Annotated in this window: 12 protein-coding genes and 1 pseudogene; 11 read left to right on the top strand and 2 right to left on the bottom strand. The window is 72.0% G+C overall.

Annotation, left to right across the window (positions count from 1 at the left end; all coding sequences use genetic code 11):
• Nucleotides 1-602: 602 nt before the first annotated feature.
• Both OG899_RS03765 and OG899_RS03760 read right to left on the bottom strand, forming a co-directional pair.
• Nucleotides 603-2243 carry an alpha/beta hydrolase gene (locus OG899_RS03765; protein WP_189428125.1) on the bottom strand — a complete coding sequence of 547 codons (1641 nt, stop codon included), beginning with the start codon at nt 2241-2243 and terminating at the stop codon, nt 603-605.
• A 393-nt stretch (nt 2244-2636) separates the two neighbouring features.
• Nucleotides 2637-2940, bottom strand: a pseudogene (locus OG899_RS03760) (hypothetical protein); the annotation flags it as partial.
• 168 nt (nt 2941-3108) lie between these two features.
• On the opposite strand from OG899_RS03760, the gene OG899_RS03755 reads away from it, so the two are divergent.
• From OG899_RS03755 to OG899_RS03705, 11 genes are all read left to right on the top strand, one after another.
• On the top strand, nt 3109-3552 hold the full coding sequence (locus OG899_RS03755) for an SRPBCC family protein (protein ID WP_189428124.1): 444 nt from the start codon (nt 3109-3111) through the stop codon (nt 3550-3552).
• A 176-nt stretch (nt 3553-3728) separates the two neighbouring features.
• Entirely contained in the window at nt 3729-6149 is a 2421-nt protein-coding gene (locus OG899_RS03750; RefSeq protein ID WP_125498804.1) for an MFS transporter, read from the top strand.
• Between the two features lie 293 nt (nt 6150-6442).
• On the top strand, nt 6443-9316 hold the full coding sequence (locus OG899_RS03745; RefSeq protein ID WP_125498805.1) for a bifunctional glycosyltransferase family 2 protein/CDP-glycerol:glycerophosphate glycerophosphotransferase: 2874 nt from the start codon (nt 6443-6445) through the stop codon (nt 9314-9316).
• Entirely contained in the window at nt 9313-10446 is a 1134-nt protein-coding gene (locus tag OG899_RS03740) for a glycosyltransferase (protein WP_168131789.1), read from the top strand. Before OG899_RS03745 ends, OG899_RS03740 begins: the two co-directional genes overlap by 4 nt.
• A gap of 128 nt (nt 10447-10574) precedes the next feature.
• Nucleotides 10575-12005 (top strand): glutamate decarboxylase, encoded by a 1431-nt coding sequence (locus tag OG899_RS03735; RefSeq protein ID WP_168131790.1) that lies wholly within the window; start codon nt 10575-10577, stop codon nt 12003-12005.
• A gap of 69 nt (nt 12006-12074) precedes the next feature.
• Complete coding sequence (locus OG899_RS03730) at nt 12075-12908, top strand: M55 family metallopeptidase (protein ID WP_125498808.1); 834 nt, start codon at nt 12075-12077, stop codon at nt 12906-12908.
• A complete protein-coding gene (locus OG899_RS03725) occupies nt 12901-14205 on the top strand; it encodes a M20/M25/M40 family metallo-hydrolase (RefSeq protein ID WP_168131791.1) in 1305 nt (434 codons plus the stop codon). Before OG899_RS03730 ends, OG899_RS03725 begins: the two co-directional genes overlap by 8 nt.
• 23 nt (nt 14206-14228) lie before the next feature.
• Nucleotides 14229-16190, top strand: a complete 1962-nt coding sequence (locus OG899_RS03720) for an LpqB family beta-propeller domain-containing protein (protein WP_168131792.1) — start codon at nt 14229-14231, stop codon at nt 16188-16190.
• Nucleotides 16187-17113, top strand: a complete 927-nt coding sequence (locus tag OG899_RS03715; RefSeq protein WP_189428121.1) for an LD-carboxypeptidase — start codon at nt 16187-16189, stop codon at nt 17111-17113. The genes OG899_RS03720 and OG899_RS03715 overlap by 4 nt, the downstream gene beginning before the upstream one ends.
• A gap of 188 nt (nt 17114-17301) precedes the next feature.
• Complete coding sequence (locus OG899_RS03710) at nt 17302-19092, top strand: CocE/NonD family hydrolase (RefSeq protein WP_125498812.1); 1791 nt, start codon at nt 17302-17304, stop codon at nt 19090-19092.
• 133 nt (nt 19093-19225) lie between these two features.
• On the top strand, nt 19226-19816 hold the full coding sequence (locus OG899_RS03705) for a GNAT family N-acetyltransferase (RefSeq protein ID WP_189428120.1): 591 nt from the start codon (nt 19226-19228) through the stop codon (nt 19814-19816).
• Nucleotides 19817-19838 lie beyond the last annotated feature (22 nt).

Raw genomic sequence — 19838 nt, 5'->3', positions numbered from 1 at the left:
CGTTCTTGACCGGCTGCAGCAAGGGCAGGCCTGCATTGCCTGCTGGATTGATGACCTCGTCCCAGGATGGAGGCGGCATTCGAACAAGGTCATACGCCTCTGCAGTCACGGCCGGGAGCCGTCCGTGTCTTGAAGGTAGACGGAAAAACCGTCATCGGTATGAACCTTTCGTCGTGATGAAGCGCCTGAGGGGCTGGGCGACGCAGATCCGCACTATGAGAACGCGATGAAGCGAGACGTCGGGTTCCCGGGTGAGGCCATTATCGGTAATGATCGCGCCTTGGTGAAGGTGGCATGCAGTGAACGCACTGGATACATGCCGTTCGACGTGTACTTCTACGGTGATCGTGTTGAGCATTCCGCGGCGGCCACCGCAAGCTTCAGCAATGGCTCAACGATTTTGTGTCTCGGCAGACGAAACGGTTCGATTGCACCGAGTAGTCATTGCGCGGGGATCCAGGGTTCGAAGCCAGCCAGACTACCGTTGCCGCGACACTGCTGTGTAGGGGCACGCCGGTACGACAAGCCGCGCCGGACGCGCCCGCGCAGTGCGTCCGGCGGTGTCGGCATCGCGCGGCCCGACTCCCCTGCCAGCCGCGCTGTCAGCCGCGGAAGCCGACCAACCGGTGCAGCAGCGACCCCCGCGAGGTGCCGTTGGCGCGGGGGTCCCCGGGTGAACCGGCGGCAGCGGCGCCCTTCTTGTCGTCCGCCTTCTCCGGCTTCGGTTCCGGTGTCCGCTCGCACACCGCGTCCGCCGCCCCGGCGCGGCCGCGCGGTACCGTGCCGTCGGTCAGATAGGCGCTCAAGTGCTTGTCCAGGCAGGAGTTGCCGCTGAGCGTCACACCGTGGTTGCCGCCGCCCTGCTCGACGACCAGGCTGGAGTGGGCCAACAGCCGGTGCAGGGTCACGGCGCCCTCGTAGGGAGTAGCCGCGTCGCCGGTCGCCTGGAACAGCAGCACCGGGGGCAGCTCGGTGTTGGCGACGTTCAGCGGGCGGTGCTTGGGGGAGGACGGCCAGAAGGCGCACGGTGCGTTGTACCAGGTGTTGTTCCAGGCCATGAACGGTGCCTTGCGGTACACCGCCCAGGTGTCCCGGCGCCAGCGCTGCCAGTCGCGCGGCCAGGCGATGTCGCCGCACTGCACCGAGGTGTAGATGCTGTAGCCGTTGCCGCTGGAGGAGTCGGCCGCCCCGAGGTCCTGGAACGCCTCGACCAGAGGCTCGGCTCGGCCGTCGTTGGCGTAGGCCGCGAACGCCTCGGCCAGGCGGGGCCAGTAGCCGTCGTAGTAGCCGGCCGGGATGAAGGTGTCCTCGAGTTCGGCGGCGCCGACCGTGCCGCCCGCGGGCTTGCGGGCCAGTGCTTCCCGCATCGCGAGCCACTTCGCCTCGACCCGCGCCGGGTCGGTCCCGAGCCGGTAGACCGCGTCGTGTCTGGCGATCCACGCCATGAAGGCGCGGTGCCGGTCGTCGAAGGAGAGGTCCTGGCGCAGGTTGTCGTGGTACCAGACGCCGGTCGGGTCGACGACGGAGTCCAGCACCATCCGGCGCACCCGCTTAGGGAACAGCTTGGCGTACACCGCGCCGAGGTAGGTGCCGTAGGAGTAGCCGAAGTAGGACAGGCGCGGGGCACCGAGGGCGCGCCGGACGACGTCGAGGTCCCGGGCGGCGTCGACGGTGGTGAGGTGCGGCAGCAGATCGGCGTACTTGCGGCCGCAGGAGGTGGCGAAGGACCGGGCGCGCGCGAGGTTGGCCTGCTCCACCGCGGGGGTCGCGGGCACGGAGGCCGGGCGCACCGGTGCGAAGTGGTCCGGCACGCAGTCCAGCGCGGGCTCGCTCTGGCCCACACCCCGAGGGTCGAACCCGATCACGTCGTACTGGGCGGCGACGGACTCGGGCAGCGAGGAGGCGACGAACCCGGCGAGCATGCGCCCGCTGCCCCCGGGGCCGCCGGGGTTGACCAGCAGTGGCCCCTGGAACGTGCGCGCGGTGTGCGGGACGCGGGTGAGCGCCAGGGTGATCTGCTTCCCGGAGGGACGCGCGTGGTCGAGCGGCACCCGCACGGTCCCGCACTGCAGGGTGGGATGCTGCTTGGTGCCGCACTTCTGCCACGTGACCGGAGCGACCGGGGCGACGGGTGCGACGGGTGCGGAGGCCGCGGTCCGCGGCGAGGTGGCGTCGGCGGGTGCGGCGGTGACGCAGCCGGCCACGACGACGGCGCCGCACAGCGCGGCAGCGCGTCTTCTCATGGAGCCCTCCAGGACGGGGAGGCGACGAAATGCGTGATCTGCGATCTTCGCCGCTTCGTTCCGGAAAGGGCGGGTGCGTCGGTGCGTGGTGGCGATGGTTGACCCGATCGGGGTGTCGGATGCCTCCGAACGAGGCGGGCGTCACCGGCAGCGTGCTCCGGGGCCGTGCGTGAGGGGGGCGGTCAAGGGCGTGCCAGAGACACCCGTGGACGGGCGGTGCCCAGCGGGCCCGGGCGATGCGGGCCCGGGCGGTGCGGGCCCGGGCGGTGCGGTCCGGTCCGGTGTGGCCTGGTCCGGTGTGGCCTGGGTCCGGTACGGCCGGCCGGATGCCGCGAAGGCCCTCTGCGCCCGCAGCGCGATGTCACAACAGGGGCAATGTGGCCGCACTGCTTGCATCGCGATGTGCTCGCCCTGTCGGCGGGGCGAGGCCAGCTGGCGGCGCAGCACCTCCGGCGCGTTCACCTTGACCACGATCTGGGTGCCGAAACCGATGCCGATGGCGAGGTCCAGGTAGCTGTGCGTCTTGCGGCGCGAAGCAGTAGACGCAGGCGGGGGTGCAGCCCCGGTAGGGGTTGACCGTCCACTCGAACGGCATACGGGAGGCGCCCGGCACCCGGTTGAGGACCGCGCGGGCCTGGATCTTGTGGAAGGTGATCCCGCAGGTTGTCCCAGTGCATGACGCCTCCTCGGGAGGAATGGAGCCGGAATAGAACGAACGTTCCCATGATGGGGCGGGTGGCCGTCCGCGGCCGGGGACGGCCGGGTCCGGTGCGCCGTCGGTCGGTCGCCGGACGCCGATTTGGAGGTCGCGCGGCGGGGTGGTTGGCTGGAGCGCACCCCGAGATCGGATGTCCTGGGAGGAACCATGGCGCAGGTCGAGGCCGTCACCGAGCGCATCGTGGCGGCGGACGCGGAGACGGTGTTCGACGCGGTCGCCGACTATCGCGGCACCCGTGAGCGGGTGCTGCCCGAGCAGTTCAGCGAGTACGAGGTGCGCGAGGGCGGGGACGGCGAGGGCACCGTCGTGCACTGGAAGCTCCAGGCCACCAGCAAGCGGGTCCGCGACTGCCTGATGGAGGTCAGCGAGCCCATCGACGGGGAGCTGGTCGAGAAGGACCGCAACTCCTCCCTGGTCACCACCTGGCGCGTCACCCCGGCCGGTGAGGGACGGTCCCGGGTCACGGTCACCACCACCTGGAAGGGCGCCGGCGGCATCGGCGGCTTCTTCGAAAGGACATTCGCCCCCAAGGGGCTGTCCCGGATCTACGACGCGATGCTGGCCAAGCTCGCCGCCGAGGTCGAGAAGTAGGCGCCGTCCTCCCCTGGCGGCCCAACTCGCTTCGTTCTCACCCGGGTTGAGGGCTCACCGATTCGAGTGATCTCCCCGTGGCTCTGCCCTGTGCCGTAACTCCGCGTGCCCACTCGTAGTTGTCGCAGTACGCGCGAAGCCGCGCGGCACAGGCACGACGAGGGAGAGGTGTGCAGGTGGGCGGTATCGGTCTGGTGCAGGACGAACCGGTCGCGGCGCCGTCGCGGACGGACGGCGCACCGGCCTCGGCCGACGCCGCCCCGCAGTCCGTTCCGCCGCTCAGCCCCCGGCGGGTGCGGCTGGTCTTCTTCGGGCTGATGCTCGCCCTGCTCCTGGCCGCCCTGGACCAGATGATCGTCGCCACCGCGCTGCCCAAGGTGGTCGGCGAGCTGCACGGCCTGGACAAGATGTCCTGGGCGATCACCTCCTACCTGCTCACCTCCACCGTGCTGCTGCCCGTCTACGGCAAGCTCGGCGACCAGATCGGCCGCAAGGGCGTCTTCCAGTTCTCCATCCTCGTCTTCATCGTCGGCTCCCTGCTGGCCGGACGGGCGCGGACGATGGACCAGATGATCGCCTTCCGGGCCGTGCAGGGCATCGGCGCGGGCGGGCTGATGATCGGCGTCCAGGCGATCATCGCGGACATCGTGCCGCCCCGGGAGCGGGGCCGCTTCATGGGGCTGATCGGCGCCGCCTTCGGCCTCGCCTCCGTCGCCGGTCCCCTGCTCGGCGGCTACTTCACCGACCACCTGTCCTGGCGCTGGTGCTTCTACATCAACGTGCCCTTCGGACTGGTCACCCTCGTCGTCGTCGCTCTGGTGCTGAAACTGCCCCCCGTGCGGGCCCGGGGGCGCTTCGACGTCCTGGGCGCCACGCTGCTGGCCGCCGCCTCCACCTGCCTGGTGCTGCTGACCAGCTGGGGCGGCACCGAGTACGCCTGGAGCTCCGGCGTCGTCCTCGGGCTCGGTGCCGGAGCGGTCGTGGCGATCGCGTTGTTCCTCCTCGCCGAACGCTTCGCCGCCGAACCGATCATCCCGTTGCACCTGTTCCGGGACTCGGTGTTCACCATCAGCGGCCTGGTCGGCCTGGTCGTCGGCGTGGCGCTGTTCGGCGCGGCCAGCTATCTGCCCACCTTTCTGCAGATGGTGGACGGCGCCTCGGCCACCGAGTCCGGGCTGCTGATGCTGCCCATGACGGGCGGCGTGGTCGGCGCGTCGATCCTCTCCGGCCAGCTCATCAGCCACACCGGCCGCTACCGGATCTATCCGGTGCTGGGCAGCGCCGTCTCCGCCGTCGGCATGTGGCTGCTCTCCCGTCTCGAGGCCGACACCTCGCGGCTGGCGTACAGCGTGTGGATGGCCGTGCTCGGCGCCGGCATCGGCCTGGTCATGCCGGTGCTGGTGCTCGCCGTGCAGAACTCGGTGCGCCCCGCCGACCTCGGCACGGCCACCAGCGCCAACAACTACTTCCGGCAGATCGGAGGCAGCGTCGGAGCCGCCGTCTTCGGCACCCTGTTCGCCGACCGGCTCACCGACGCCCTGCACGACCGCCTCCCTGCGCGCGCGGGAGCCGGCCTGCCCGACCCCGAGTCGATCACCCCGCAGGTGGTGTACGCCCTGCCCCCGGCCGTGCGCGACGCCTACATCCAGGCGTACGCCGACGCCATGCCGCGCATCTTCCTCTACCTGGTGCCGGTGCTCGTCCTCGGCCTGCTCATCGCCTTCTTCCTCAAGGAGAAACCTCTGGTGTCCCACAACACCCCCGCCGCAGCACCCGCCCACGACACGGAGACCGCCCCGATCGACGCGGCCGTACCGCAGGCCCGTTCGCCCTACCCGGCCGGCGTGCCCGTGTGCGGCACGGTGCGGCATGCGGACGGGAGCGTCGTCCCGCGCGCGGCGCTCACCCTCATCGACGTCGCCGGGCAGCAGATCGGGCGCGGCGCGAGCGGCGACGACGGCCGGTACGCGCTGTCCACGCCGGGCTCCGGCTCCTACGTCCTGATCGCGGCGGCCGGCGGGCACCAACCGCAGGCGGTGTCCGTGACCGTCGGGGAACGCCCCGTGGAACTCGACGTCGTCCTCGGCGGCGCCGGACGCCTCGCCGGCACCGTGTGCACCGCCGACGGGACCCCCGTGCGGGACGCCACCGTCACCCTGACCAACGTCCACGGCGAGGTCGTGGCCACCACCCGCAGCGGCCGCGAGGGCGGCTACGTCATCACCGAGCTGGTCGCCGGCGAGTACACGCTCGCCGCCAGCGCGCCCGCCTTCCGCCCGGCCGCGCTCCCGGTCACCGTGCAGGCCTCGCGGGAGACCCGGCAGGACATCGAGCTGGCGGGCGGCGCCGTGCTGCGCGGCACCGTGCGGGCGAGCGGCGGACGGCCCGTCGAGGACGCCCGGGTGACGCTGCTCGACGCGGCCGGCAACGTCGTCGACACCCTCACCACCGGCCCCGACGGAACGTTCCGGTTCGTGGACCTGTCCTCCGGCGAGTACACCGTGATCGCGGCCGGCTACCCGCCGGTCGCCACGGTGCTCCAGGTGGCGGGCGGCGGCCGCACGGAACGGGACCTCCAGCTCGGCCACGAGGACTGACCGCCTCCGGCGGGGCGGGCGGCCGTGCCCCGCCGGACGGCCGCGCGGACCGGTGGTGCAGGATGCCGGGGGAGGACGGCCGCCCGCGGGTACCGGACCGGCCCGCACCGTCCTGCACACCCCGGCCCGCCCCCCGCGCCCGAACCGCGGCGGGCGAGGCGCCATGCGTGTCACGGCGCGGCTTATTGTCACATTGACGTAGTTTGGGTGGGGTTCAGGGACGGCGGCCGACCCTACAACCTGTAGGGTTACGCCCAGCCCGCCGCACCCACGGACTGAGACGAGAGGTTGCCGTGTCGAGCGTCCCGCCCGAACCGGACGTCAGTGTCGTCGTCATCGTCTACAACGACGAGGACAGACTCCCGACGGCGGTCGGTTCCGTGCTCGGACAAAGTCTCCGCAACGTCGAGGTGATCATCGCCGACGACTGCTCCACGGACCGCTCCTACGAGGTCGCCCAGACGCTCGCCGCGCAGCACCCCGGCAAGGTCCGCGCCATCCGCCTGCCGGAGAACAGCGGCGGCTGCGGGGAACCCCGCAACCAGGGCGTCAAGGTCGCCCGCGGCCGGTACGTGATGTTCCTCGACAGCGATGACACCCTGGAGGCGAACGCCTGCCGCAACATGGTCGAGGCCGCCGACCGCACCGGCGCCGACCTCGTCTCCGGCCTGTGCGTCCGCGTCCACACCGACAGCCGGCACGGCAAACGGGTCCCGTGGTACCCCTGGCTGTACCGCTCCACCCGCACCCTGGACTCCGTCGCCGAGCTGCCGGACCTGTTCGTCTTCGACACCCTGTCGACCAACAAGTGCTACCGGCGCTCGTTCCTCCTCGACAACGAGCTGACCTTCCCCCGGGGCATCCACTACGAGGACCTGCTCTTCTCCGCCCAGGCCTACCTGGCCGCCGAGCGCATCACCCTCATCCCGCACACCGTCTACTTCTGGAACGTCGTCCAGAAGACCGCGAACAAGTCGATCAGCAACCGGCGCGGTGAGATCCGCAACTTCGCCGACCGGGTGGAGATCCACCGCCGGATCGACGCCCTGCTGAAGGAGCGCGGCGAGGACGAGCTGAAGCTGCGCAAGGACATCAAGTTCCTCAAGCACGACCTCGTGCTCTACCTGCGGGAACTGCCGTTCCTCGACGACGACTACCGGCACCGCTTCGCCGGGCTGGCACGGCCCTACGTCCAGACCTTCTCCGACGCCGCCTACGCCGAGCTGGACCGCGTCCACGCCATCTGCGCCCAGCTGCTGCTGCGCGAGGACTGGGACGGTTTGATGCCGGCCGTCGACACCCTGATCAACCGGAACAAGATCTCCGCGCCGCTGGCCGAGCGGGACGGCCGGATCTACTGGACCGACCGCCACCTCGACGACCCGGAGATGCGCGCCGTCCTCGACGTCACCTCCCTCGGCTACCACGCCAAGCAGCTGCACCAGATGTTCCTGCGCAACCGGCTCACCGCGTACACGGTGCGCGGCGCCGACGTGGTCCTCGCCGGGGAGGTCGTCAATCCGCTGGGCGTCATCGCCCCGGACGCGAAGCTCACCGCCGAGCTGGAGTTCCGCGCCCGCCGGCGCAGCCTGCAGACCTTCCGCTTCCCCGTGCCCGCCCCGCGCCACCGGGGCGACCACATCGCCTGGCGGGCCGAGGTGCCGCTGGGCCGCAGGCTCCGCCCGCTCGGCATCGTGGACGACGTGTGGGACGTCCGGCTGCACCTGACGGCCGACGGCAAGCGCACCACCAGCCGTCTCACCGTCGGCGACGTCACCCTCGAAGGCGTCGCGGACGTGCCCGTGCGGCCGCGGCTGACCCGGCTCATGGCCGACCGGCTGCACGCCGAGGTGTCCGCCAAGGGGCACCTCGCCTTCCGGCTCGCCCAGCACGGGCAGCTCGCCCGCGCCGGCCGCGCCGCCGTGGAACGCAATCTGCACAGCCGTCCCGCCCGTGCCGCCAAGAGCGCCTACCGCAGCCTGCGCTCCCTGCGCCGCGAGCTGAACTCCGGCACCCGCAAGCTCCAGGTCTACGAGCACCTGCTGACCCGGCTGCCCGTCCGCAAGGGCACCGTCGTCTTCGAGAGCCACCTCGGCAAGCAGTACAGCGACAGCCCCCGCGCCATCTACGAGGAACTGCGCCGCCGCGGCACACCCGTCACCGCGATCTGGTCCTACGCCGGTGACCGTCCCGAGGGTTTCCCCGAGGACGTGCAGCTGGTGCGCCGCTGGTCCTGGAGCTACCTCAGGGCGCTGGCGCAGGCCGAGTTCTGGATCGACAACCAGGGTTTCCCGCTGCGTCTGAGCAAGCGCCCGGAGACCACGTACATCCAGACCTGGCACGGCTCCGCGCTGAAGCGGATGGGCTTCGACGAGCCCGGCACCCGGATGCTGTCCGAGGCCGAACAGCGCACCTACCAGCGGGCGTTGGACCGCTTCGACCACTTCGTGGTGCGCAGCGAGCACGACGTGCGCACCCTCGCCCGCGCCTACCGCATCCCCGAGGACAAGCTGCTGCGCACCGGCTACCCGCGCAACGACGCCCTGGTCCGCGCCGCGCAGGGCACCGACGACCCCGAGGTGCGGCGGCTGGCCGAACGTCTCGGCCTGGAGCCCGGCCGGCAGGTGCTGCTGTACGCGCCCACCTTCCGCACCGGCCGTGACGGCCGCGTCAGCGACTTCGTGTTCCCCTTCGACATCGAGGAGTTCGCCGAACGCTTCGGCGACCGGTACACGCTCCTGGTCCGCGCCCACTACCTGAACCGGCTCACCCTGCCCCCGTCGGTGGCCGGACGGGTGCTCGACGTCAGCCGCGAGCCGGACATCACCCCGCTCATGCTGCTCGCGGACGCCCTGATCACCGACTATTCCTCGGTGATGTTCGACTACGCCCTGCTGCACCGCCCGATCGTGTTCTTCGCGCACGACTGGGAGGACTACGCCCAGGACAGCCGGGGCACCTACTTCGACCTGCTCGCCGAGGCGCCGGGCCCCGTCCCGCGCACCCCGGAGGAGTTCTACGCGGCCGTGGAGGACCTCGGGGCGCTGCGCACGACCTACGAGGCACGGCTGAAGGAGTTCGTGGACAAGTACGGCGAGTACGACCGCGGCGACGCCGCCGCGCGGATCGTGGACCGCTTCTTCTCCGCCGCGGGAGGGGCCCGATGACCCAGCGCGACATCTTCCTCGTGGCCAACGAGGTCAACGAACTCGGCGGCGTGGGCCGCTGGCAGATCCAGCTGGCCACCCTGCTGGCCGAGCGCGGCCACCGGGTCACCGTCGTCGGCATCGCCCCGCCCCACCACCCCATGGACCTCGGGGAGCGGCCCCCCTTCCGCACCGAGACCCTCTACGCCCGCCGTCCGCCGAGCCGGCCCCGGCCGCGCCGTCTGCTGGGCTCCGCCGACCCCGCCGTGCGCCGCCACGAGGCCCATATGCGCAAGGCCGCCGCCCGGCTCACCGAGCTCTTCCGCGCCGCCCGGCCCGGCGCCATGATCATCGTGCCGCAGGTGTGGGCGATGGAGTGGGTGGCGCTCGCGGACACCGCCGGACACCCGGTCATCGGCATGACCCACGAGTCCTTCGACACCTGCCGCAAGTCTTCCCGTTTCCAGCGGGTGAAGAAGTACTTCGCTCCCGTCGACCGGTTGCTGGCCCTCACCCAGGAGGACGCCGACCACTGGGTGGGCGAAGGCCTGACCAACGTGGACTTCTTGCCCAACCCGCTGCCGTTCCTGCCCGACACCCCCTCGCCGCGCTCGGAGAAGGTGGTGGCGAGCATCGGGCGGCTCTCCCACGAGAAGGGCGTCGACATGCTGCTGGACGCCTGGGCCGAGGTGGCGCCCCGGCAGCCCGGCTGGACCCTGCGCATCCACGGCAGCGGACCGGCCGAGCAGCAGCTGCAGCAGCAGTGCGCCGACCTGGGCCTTCAGGACTCGGTGGACTTCGCCGGGCAGACCGACGACGTCCCCGGCGCGCTGCGCGCCAGTTCCCTCTTCGTCCAGTCCTCCCGCGGCGAGGGCTTCCCGCTGTCCCTGCTCGAGGCCATGGCCTGCGGGGTGCCGTGCGTGGCGTTCGACTGCGCGCCCGGCGTCCGGGAGATCATCACCCACGAGGAGGACGGGCTGCTGGCCCGGCCCGGCAACACCATGGAACTCGCCCGTCACCTGGTCCGGCTGATGTCGGACCAGCACCTGCGGGACACCTTCGGCGAACGGGCGCTGCACACCGTGCGCCGCTTCGACCCGGAGACCATCACCCGCCGCTGGGAGGAGCTGTTCGACTTCCTGGAACGCTGAGCGGACCGGGGAGGGGGCGGGCGCCCGCGCCGGGCGCCCGCAGGGCGCGTCGGCCGCCCGCCGGGGGGACCCACGTACGGACGTGACACCGATCCCCGACCCGCGACGACACGCCGGAGGCGGTACGCATGACGGTCAGGCACCCTCGCGAACGGCACGGCCACAGCCGGGACCTGCAGATCAACCCGATCTTCAGCCGGGAGCCCCTGACGGTGCCCCGGTACGCGCTGCCCGAGCGGCAGATGGAGCCGGACACCGCCTACCAGATCGTCCACGACGAGCTGATGCTCGACGGCAACGCCCGGCAGAACCTCGCCACCTTCGTCTCCACCTGGGCCGAACCCCAGGCCCGGCGGCTGATGGACGAGTGCGCCGAGAAGAACATGATCGACAAGGACGAGTATCCGCAGACCGCGGAACTCGAGTCCCGCTGCGTCCACATGCTCGCCCGGCTGTGGCACGCCGAGGACCCGCGGCACGTGATCGGCTGCTCGACCACCGGATCCAGCGAGGCGGCGATGCTCGGTGGACTGGCCCTCAAACGGCGCTGGCAGCACCGCCGCCGCGCCGAGGGCGCGTCCACCGCCCGGCCCAATCTGGTCATGGGCGTCAATGTGCAGATCTGCTGGGAGAAGTTCGCCGACTACTTCGAGGTCGAGCCGCGCTATGTGCCGATGGAGGGCGACCGGTACCACCTCACCCCCGACAAGGCCGTCGAGCTGTGCGACGAGAACACCATCGGGGTGGTCGCGGTGCTCGGCTCCACCTTCGACGGCAGCTACGAGCCCGTCGCCGGCATCGCCGCGGCCCTGGACGACCTCCAGGCCCGCACCGGCCTGGACATCCCCGTCCACGTCGACGCCGCCTCCGGCGGAATGATCGCCCCCTTCCTCGACCCGGACCTCGTCTGGGACTTCCGCCTGCCGCGGGTCGCCTCCATCAACACCTCGGGGCACAAGTACGGGCTCGTCATGCCCGGGGTGGGCTGGGCCCTGTGGCGCGACCAGGACGCCCTCCCCGAGGATCTGGTCTTCCACGTCAACTACCTCGGCGGCGACATGCCGACCTTCGCGCTGAACTTCTCCCGCCCCGGCGCCCAGGTCGTCGCCCAGTACTACACGTTCCTGCGCCTGGGCTTCGAGGGCTACCGGCGGGTGCAGCAGACCTGCCGTGACGTCGCCACCCGGCTGGCCGCGAAGATCGCGGAGCTGGGCCCGTTCGAGCTGATCACCGACGGCAGCGAGCTGCCGGTGTTCGCCTTCCGGGTGCGGCAGGACATCGACCGCTTCAGCGTCTTCGACGTCTCCGCCGCGCTGCGCGAACGCGGCTGGCTGGTGCCCGCGTACACCTTCCCGGAGAACCGCACCGACCTGGCCGTGCTGCGCATCGTGGTCCGCAACGGGTTCAGCCACGACCTGGCCGACCTGCTCCTCGACGACCTGCGCCGCGTCCTGCCCCGGCTCGAGGACCAGCGCGCACCGCGCCACAGCGCCGCCGACTGCGCCGGTTTCTCCCACGGCACGGAGCCGAAGAAGGTGCGCCGCGGCGTGCACGCCTGAGCGAAGTGCGCGAAAGCAGTCGCGGCAGATCATGGCGGAGCGCCCGCCCGGCGCGTAACGTGGCGCAGCATGAAGATCCTCATCAGCGCCGACATGGAGGGCGCCACCGGGGTCACCTGGCCGGCGGACGTGCTGCCCGGGACGCCGCAGTGGGAGCGGTGCCGGTCGATGTTCACCTCGGACGTCAACGCCGCCGTGCTGGGTTTCTTCGACGGCGGTGCCGACGAGGTCCTCATCAACGAGGCCCACTGGACCATGCGCAACCTGCTGCTGGAGGAGCTGGACGAGCGGGCGCAGATGCTCACCGGGCGGCACAAGGCGCTGTCCATGGTCGAGGGGGTGCAGCACGGCGACGTCGACGGCGTCGCGTTCATCGGCTACCACGCGGGCGCGGGCATGGAGGGCGTCCTGGCGCACACCTATCTCGCCAACTCCATCACCGGGGTGTGGCTGAACGGTGTACGGGCCAGCGAGGGACTGCTCAACGCCCATGTGGTGGCCGAGTTCGGCGTGCCCGTGGTGCTGGTCACCGGTGACGACGTGGCCTGCGAGGACGCGCTCGGGTATGCGCCCGAGGCGCTGAAGGTGGCGGTGAAGGACCATGTGTCGCGGTACGCGGCCGTGTGCCGCACCCCGGCGCGCACCGCCGCCGACATCCGTGCCGCCGCCGCGAAGGCGGCCTCGCTGGCGGTGCGGCACGAACCCGCCGAGAGCGGTCCGTTCACCGTCGCCGTGGAGTTCGACGCCGAACACCTGGCGATGGCCGCCACCGTGGTGCCGGGTGTGGCCCGCACCGGGGAGCGGAAGGTGTCCTACACCAGCCCCACCATGTACGAGGGCATCCGTACCTTCAAGGCGGTCACCACGATCGCCTCCGCCGCTGTGGAGGAGCAGTATGGCTGACGCGCAGGCGCTGGAGGAGGTCGTGACCTTCACCTCCGACCTGATCCGGATCGACACCACCAACCGGGGCGGAGGCGACTGCCGCGAACGCCCGGCCGCCGAGTACGCCGCCGAGCAGCTGTCCGGCGCCGGTCTGGAGCCGCTGCTGCTGGAACGCACCCCGGGCCGGACCAACGTCGTCGCCCGGGTGGAGGGCCGCGAGCCGCGTGCGCCCGCCCTGCTGGTCCACGGTCATCTGGACGTGGTGCCCGCGCAGGCGGAGGACTGGAGCGTGCACCCGTTCTCCGGGGAGGTCCGCGACGGCGTGGTGTGGGGCCGGGGCGCGGTCGACATGAAGAACATGGACGCGATGATCCTCGCCGTGGTCCGTGGCTGGGCCCGGCAGGGACTCCGGCCGCGCCGGGACGTGGTGATCGCGTTCACCGCGGACGAGGAGGCCAGCGCCGAGGACGGCTCCGGGTTCCTCGCCGACCGGCACGCGGAGCTGTTCGAGGGCTGCACCGAGGCCATCGGCGAGTCCGGCGCGTACACCTTCCACGACGGCCTCGGACGCCAGATCTATCCCGTCGCCGCCGGTGAACGCGGCACCGCCTGGCTGAAGCTGACCGCGCGCGGCCGCGCCGGCCACGGCTCGCGCGTCAACAAGGACAATGCGGTCACCCGTCTCGCCGCCGCCGTCGCCCGGATCGGCGCCCACGACTGGCCGCTGCGGCTCACCCCCACCGTCCGCGCCGCCCTGACCGAACTGGCCGGCCTCTACGGCATCGAACCCGACCTGGAGAACGTGGACGCCCTGCTGGACAAGCTGGGCCCGGCCGCGTCCCTGGTCGAGGCCACCGTGCGCAACAGCGCCAACCCGACCATGTTCGACGCCGGTTACAAGGTCAACGTCATTCCGGGGGAGGCCGTCGCCTGCGTCGACGGACGCTATCTGCCCGGTGGCGAGGAGGAGTTCCGCACCACCCTGGACCGGCTCACCGGCCCCGGGGTGGACTGGGAGTTCGAGCACCACGAGGTGGCGCTGTCCGCGCCCGTGGACTCGCCGACCTTCGCCGCGATGCGGGCCGCGGTGCGGGAGTTCGCGCCGGAGGGACATGTGGTGCCGTACTGCATGGCGGGCGGCACCGACGCCAAGCAGTTCTCCCGGCTCGGCATCACCGGCTACGGTTTCTCGCCGCTGAAGCTGCCCGAGGGATTCGACTACCACCACCTGTTCCACGGCGTGGACGAGCGCGTCCCCGTGGAGGGGCTGCAGTTCGGTGTCCGTGTCCTCGACCGCTTCCTGCGGTCGGCCTGAGCAATCCGGGAGAGCGTGAGCACATGTCGGACGTACAGACCCTGCCGTACGGTTCCTGGCCCTCGCCGATCGACGCGGCGCTCGCGGCCGCGCACGACGGCCGGCCGGAGTACGCCGGTTTCGTCGGCGACGAGGTGTGGTGGACCGAACCACGGCCCGCCGAGGGCGGCCGACGGGCCCTGGTGCGACGCCGCACCGACGGCACCGAGGAGTCCGTGCTGCCGGCGCCGTGGAACGTGCGCAGCCGCGTCATCGAGTACGGCGGCCGCCCCTGGGCCGGCACCCTCCAGGACGGCGCGCCGCTGCTGGTCTTCGTGAACTTCGCCGACCAGCGGCTGTACCGCTGGCAGCCCGGCGGCGACCCCCGTCCCCTCACCCCCGTCTCCGCGGTGGGCGGCGGACTGCGCTGGGCCGAGCCGCAGATCCTGCCCGACCGCGGCGAAGTGTGGTGCGTGCTGGAGGAGTTCACCGGCCCCGGCCCCTCGGACGTGCGCCGCGTCGCGGCCGCCGTGCCGTTGGACGGCTCGGCCGCCGAGGACCGCACGGCCGTCCGCGAACTGACCGCCGAACGGCACCGGTTCGTCACCGGGCCCCGCCTGTCGCCCGACGGACGGCGCGCCGCCTGGCTGGCCTGGGACCACCCGCGGATGTCCTGGGACGGCACCGAGCTGGTGGTCGCCGACGTCGACGACCAGGGTCGCCTCGTCGCGCCCCGCACCGTCGCCGGCGGCCCCGAGGAGTCCGTCGCCCAGGCCGACTGGGCGGCCGACGGCGCCCTGCTGTACGCGAGCGACCGCGACGGCTGGTGGCACCTGTACCGCGACGGCGAGCGACTGTGCGGCGGCGAGGAGGAGTTCGCCGGGCCGCTGTGGAAACTCGGCCAGCGCTGGTTCGCCCCGCTGGAGTGCGGCCTGATCGCCGTGCTGCACGGTCACGGCTCCCTGCGCCTGGGCATACTCGACCCGCTCACCGGCCAGGTGGCCGACGCGGCGGGCCCGTGGACCGAGTTCGACGCCACGCTCACCGCGCACGGCGACCGCGTCGTGTCGGTCGGCGCGAGCCCCCGCAGTTCCTGGGAGGTCGTCGAGCTCGACACCCGCACCGGCCACGCCCGGGTGATCGGCTGCGCCCACCGCGACCCGGTCGACCCCGCCTACTACCCCGAACCGCAGGTGCGCACCTTCACCGGCCCCGGCGGACGCGAGGTGCACGCCCACATCCATCCGCCGCGCAACCCGGACTGCACCGCACCCGAGGACGAACGGCCCCCGTACGTGGTGTGGGCGCACGGAGGCCCCACCGGCCGCTCCCCGCTGGTGCTGGACACCGAGATCGCCTACTTCACCTCCCGCGGCATCGGGGTCGCCGAGGTGAACTACGGCGGGTCCACCGGATACGGCCGGCAGTACCGCAACCGGCTGCGCGAACAGTGGGGCGTCGTCGACGTCGAGGACTGCGCGGCCGTCGCTCTCGCGCTCGCCGAGGAGGGCACCGCCGACCGGAACCGGCTGGCCATCCGCGGCGGCAGCGCCGGCGGCTGGACCACCGCCGCCTCCCTGACCCGCACCGACGTCTACGCCTGCGGCACCATCCTGTACCCGATCCTCGACCTGACCTCCTGGGCCACCGGCGAGACCCACGACTTCGAGTCCCGGTACCTGGAGTCGCTGGTCGGGCCGCTCGCCGAGGTCCCCGAACGGTACGCCGAACGCTCGCCCGCCGAGCACGCCGACCGCATCACCGCGCCGTTCCTGCTGCTGCAGGGCCTGGACGACGTGATCTGCCCGCCGGTGCAGTGCGAGCGGTTCCTGCGACGCATCGAGCAACGCGAGGTGCCGCACGCCTACCTCACCTTCGAGGGCGAGGGCCACGGATTCCGCCGCGCCGACACCCTGGTGCGTGCCCTGGAGGCGGAACTCTCCCTGTACGCCCAGGTGTTCGGCCTGGACGTCGCCGGCGTCCCGACCCTGGAGCTGCACACGTGAAGGAACTCCTGCGCCCCGCCCGGCTGGCCCCCGGCGCCCGCGTGGCCGTCGTCGCCCCCAGCGGACCCGTCCCCGAGGAGCGGCTCCAGGCCGGCCTGGACGTGCTGCGCGGCTGGGACCTGGACCCGGTGGTCGCCCCGCACGTCCTCGACCGGCACCCCACGTTCGACTATCTGGCCGGGACCGACGCCGACCGGGCCGCCGATCTGCAGCAAGCCTGGTGCGACCCCACGGTGGACGCCGTGCTGTGCGCCCGCGGCGGCTACGGCGTCCAGCGCATGGTGGACCTGCTCGACTGGGAGGCCATGCGGGCGGCCGGGCCGAAGGTGTTCGTCGGCTTCAGCGACATCACCGCACTCCACGAGGCGTTCGCCGTCCGCCTGGGCCTGGTCACCCTGCACGGCCCGATGGCCGCGGGCGTCGACTTCGTGAAGAACGCCCGAGCACAGGACCACCTCAGAGCCACCCTGTTCGCACCCGAGACGGTCACCACCATCGCCTCCGGGAGCACCGCCCTGGTCCCGGGCCGGGCCCGCGGCGTCACCCTCGGCGGTTGCCTGGCCCTGCTGGCCGCCGACCTCGGCACCCCGCACGGCCGGCCCTCCGCGGCCGGCGGGCTGCTGTGCCTGGAGGACGTGGGGGAGGACACCTACCGTCTGGACCGGTATCTCACCCAGCTGCTGCGGGCCGGCTGGCTCACCGAGGTGCGCGGCATCCTGCTCGGCTCCTGGGAGGACTGCGGCAGCGGCTACGACGAGGTCCGCGCGCTGCTCGCCGACCGGATCGGCGGGCTCGGCGTGCCGGTGGCCGAGCAGTTCGGCTTCGGGCACTGCCCGGGCGCACTGACCATCCCCTTCGGCGTCGCCGCCGAACTCGACGCGGACGAGGGCGTCCTGACGCTGGACCGTCCGGCGCTGCGCTGAACGTGCCCGTCCGGGCGCGGCGGGCCACCGGCTCCGCCGCGCCCGGACGCGCTGCACCGGCCGTCCTCACTGAACGTCCGTCAAACAACCTCCTGCACGCCGATTGACCCCGCCCCGCACCTGCCACAGCATGAAGCGGCCGGTACCTACCAGTCGGTAGGTCGGATGGTCCTCGGTGTGGAGGTGCTGTGTCCCGTCGTGCGTTCAGATCCCGTGCCGCAACCTCGCTCGCCCTCGGTGCACTGCTCACCGCACCCCTCGTGCTCGCCCAGCCCGCGGCCGCCACCGGCCAGTACGACGTCACCGCCCTGAGGTTCACCGTCCCCGCCGGCGACCGGACCTGCACCGTCGACGCCGACCTGTACCGGCCCGCCGGTGCCGACCGCGACCACCGCGCGCCCGCGGTCCTGGCCACCAACGGCTTCGGCGGCAGCAAGGACGACGGCTCCACCAGCGCCATCGGCAGGGCCTTCGCCCAGCGGGGCTACGTCACCCTCGTCTACTCCGGCCTCGGCTTCGGCAAGTCCGGCTGCCTGGTCTCCCTCGACGACCCGCGCATCGACGGCCAGGCGGCCTCCGCACTCGTCGACTTCCTGGCCGGCACCCGCACCGCCGACGACGGCACCCGCGCCGACTACGTCACCCTCGACGCCGCCGGCGACCCGCGCGTCGGCATGATCGGCGGCTCCTACGGCGGCGCCATCCAGCTCGCCACGGCCTCCGTGGACCACCGGGTCGACGCGCTCGTCCCGATGATCACCTGGCACGACCTGGCGTACTCCCTCGACCCGAACAACGCCGTCGGCGCCGGCGACGTGCCCGGCGTGTTCAAGTGGCAGTGGACCAACGGCTTCTACCTCATCGGCGAGAGCCAGCCGCTGACCCAGCCCGCCCTGGACCCCTCCCGCTTCAACTCGCTGACCTGTCTGCACTTCACCACGCAGGCCTGCGAGACCGTCCGCACCCTCAACTCCGGCCGCTACCCGGCCGACGCCACCCGGCGGCTGCTGTCCTACGCCCACAGCGTCTCCCCGGTGTCGTACCTGGACAAGGTGAAGGCCCCGACCCTGCTGATCCAGGGCCAGGCCGACAGCCTGTTCAACCTCAACGAGGCCACCGCCACCTACCGCACGCTCAAGGCCCAGGGCACCGAGACCAAGATGATCTGGCAGTCCTGGGGGCACAGCGGCGGCCTCACCGACCCCGCGTCGGGCGAGCTGAACATGAGCGAGGGCAACCTCGAGACCAGCTACGTCGGCCGCCGCATCCTCGCCTGGTTCGACCGCTACCTGCACGGCCGGACCACCACCGACACCGGCCCGGACTTCGCCTACTACCGCGACTGGATCGACGACCCCGACCACACCTACGCCACCGCCGACCAGGTGCCCGCCCTCAACCGGACGCTGTACCTCTCCGGCGACGCCGAACTCGTCGACGACCGCAGCAAGGTCGCCCGCGGCAGCCGCAGCTACACCAACTGGCTGATCCCCACCAGCCATTCGGAAAGCTCGCTGGCCGGCGTCATCGGCCTGCCCGACCCCGCGCCGCGCGACACCAAGGGCACGTATCTCGCCTGGACCAGCGAACCGCTCGAACAGTCGATGGACGTCGTCGGCGCGCCCCAGGCCACGCTGAAGGTGGTGTCGCCGAAGGCCGAGCGCACCCAGCGGTCCTCCGACGCCGCCGACAAGCTGGTCCTGTTCGCCAAGCTGTACGACGTGGCACCGGACGGCACCCAGACCCTGGTGCACCGTCTGGTCGCCCCGGTCCGCGTGCCCGACGTCACCCGACGCTTCACGGTGAGCCTGCCGGGCATCGTGCACCGCTGGGAGCAGGGCCACCGGCTGCGGTTCGTGATCGCGGCCAGTGACGACGCCTACGCCGGCAACCGCGGGATCAAGCAGGTCACGGTCGTCAGCGCACCGGGCGACACCGGAGTGCTGCGCCTGCCCGTGGTGCCCGACGCGCACGACTGAACGGGGCGCCCACCGGGACCGGGGCATCGCCGGGACGTCGCGTCGTCCGCCCGGTCGGCCTCCGTCCGTCGGCCGAGCGGGCGGGACGTCCCGGAACCGGCCCCGGGGCCGCGGACGGATCTACAGTCGGGACATGGCGCACACCACAGCTCGCTGGCTGGCCGAAGGTCCCCGCGTGGGCATCCGCCCCTTCACGCTGGAGGACGGGGAGGAGTTCACCGCACGGGTGCGGGAGAGCAAGGGCCTGCACCAGCCCTGGCTGTTCCCGCCGGACACCGCCGAGGCGTACGCCGCCTATGCGGGACGGCTGATCGACGACCCGGCCAAGGCCGGATTCCTGGTCTGTGAGAAGACCGGCGGGGACATCGCCGGATTCATCAACATCAACAACATCGTCCACGGCGCCTTCCAGTGCGGCGCCCTCGGCTACGGCGCCTTCGCGCACGCCGCCGGGCGCGGCCTGATGAAAGAGGGCCTGAACCTGGTCGTCGATCACGCCTTCGGCCCCATGGGACTGCACCGGCTGGAGATCAACGTCCAGCCGGGCAACGCCGCCTCCATCGGACTCGCCCGCTCCTGCGGCTTCCGGCTGGAGGGCTACTCGCCGCAGATGCTGTACGTCGCCGGCGCCTGGCGCGACCACGAACGCTGGGCCCTCACCGCCGAGATGCGCCGATCCGGCCGTCCCGGCCCACCGCGCACGGGCGGCACCGATGGCCGCTAGGTCGTGTCCGCGAAGCGATGGG

The sequence above is a fragment of the Streptomyces thermoviolaceus genome (assembly GCF_045209695.1).
Taxonomy (GTDB): domain Bacteria; phylum Actinomycetota; class Actinomycetes; order Streptomycetales; family Streptomycetaceae; genus Streptomyces; species Streptomyces thermoviolaceus.
Note: the sequence above shows the minus strand (reverse complement) of the source record. Positions and strands in the feature narration are given on the sequence as shown.

Coding starts and splice junctions, on each gene's coding strand:
- OG899_RS03735 (WP_168131790.1), top strand. CDS start 10,575: ATGACGGTCAGGCACCCTCGCGAACGGCACGGCCACAGCCGGGACCTG.
- OG899_RS03730 (WP_125498808.1), top strand. CDS start 12,075: ATGAAGATCCTCATCAGCGCCGACATGGAGGGCGCCACCGGGGTCACC.
- OG899_RS03705 (WP_189428120.1), top strand. CDS start 19,226: ATGGCGCACACCACAGCTCGCTGGCTGGCCGAAGGTCCCCGCGTGGGC.
- OG899_RS03755 (WP_189428124.1), top strand. CDS start 3,109: ATGGCGCAGGTCGAGGCCGTCACCGAGCGCATCGTGGCGGCGGACGCG.
- OG899_RS03765 (WP_189428125.1), bottom strand. CDS start 2,243: ATGAGAAGACGCGCTGCCGCGCTGTGCGGCGCCGTCGTCGTGGCCGGC.
- OG899_RS03720 (WP_168131792.1), top strand. CDS start 14,229: ATGTCGGACGTACAGACCCTGCCGTACGGTTCCTGGCCCTCGCCGATC.
- OG899_RS03725 (WP_168131791.1), top strand. CDS start 12,901: ATGGCTGACGCGCAGGCGCTGGAGGAGGTCGTGACCTTCACCTCCGAC.
- OG899_RS03740 (WP_168131789.1), top strand. CDS start 9,313: ATGACCCAGCGCGACATCTTCCTCGTGGCCAACGAGGTCAACGAACTC.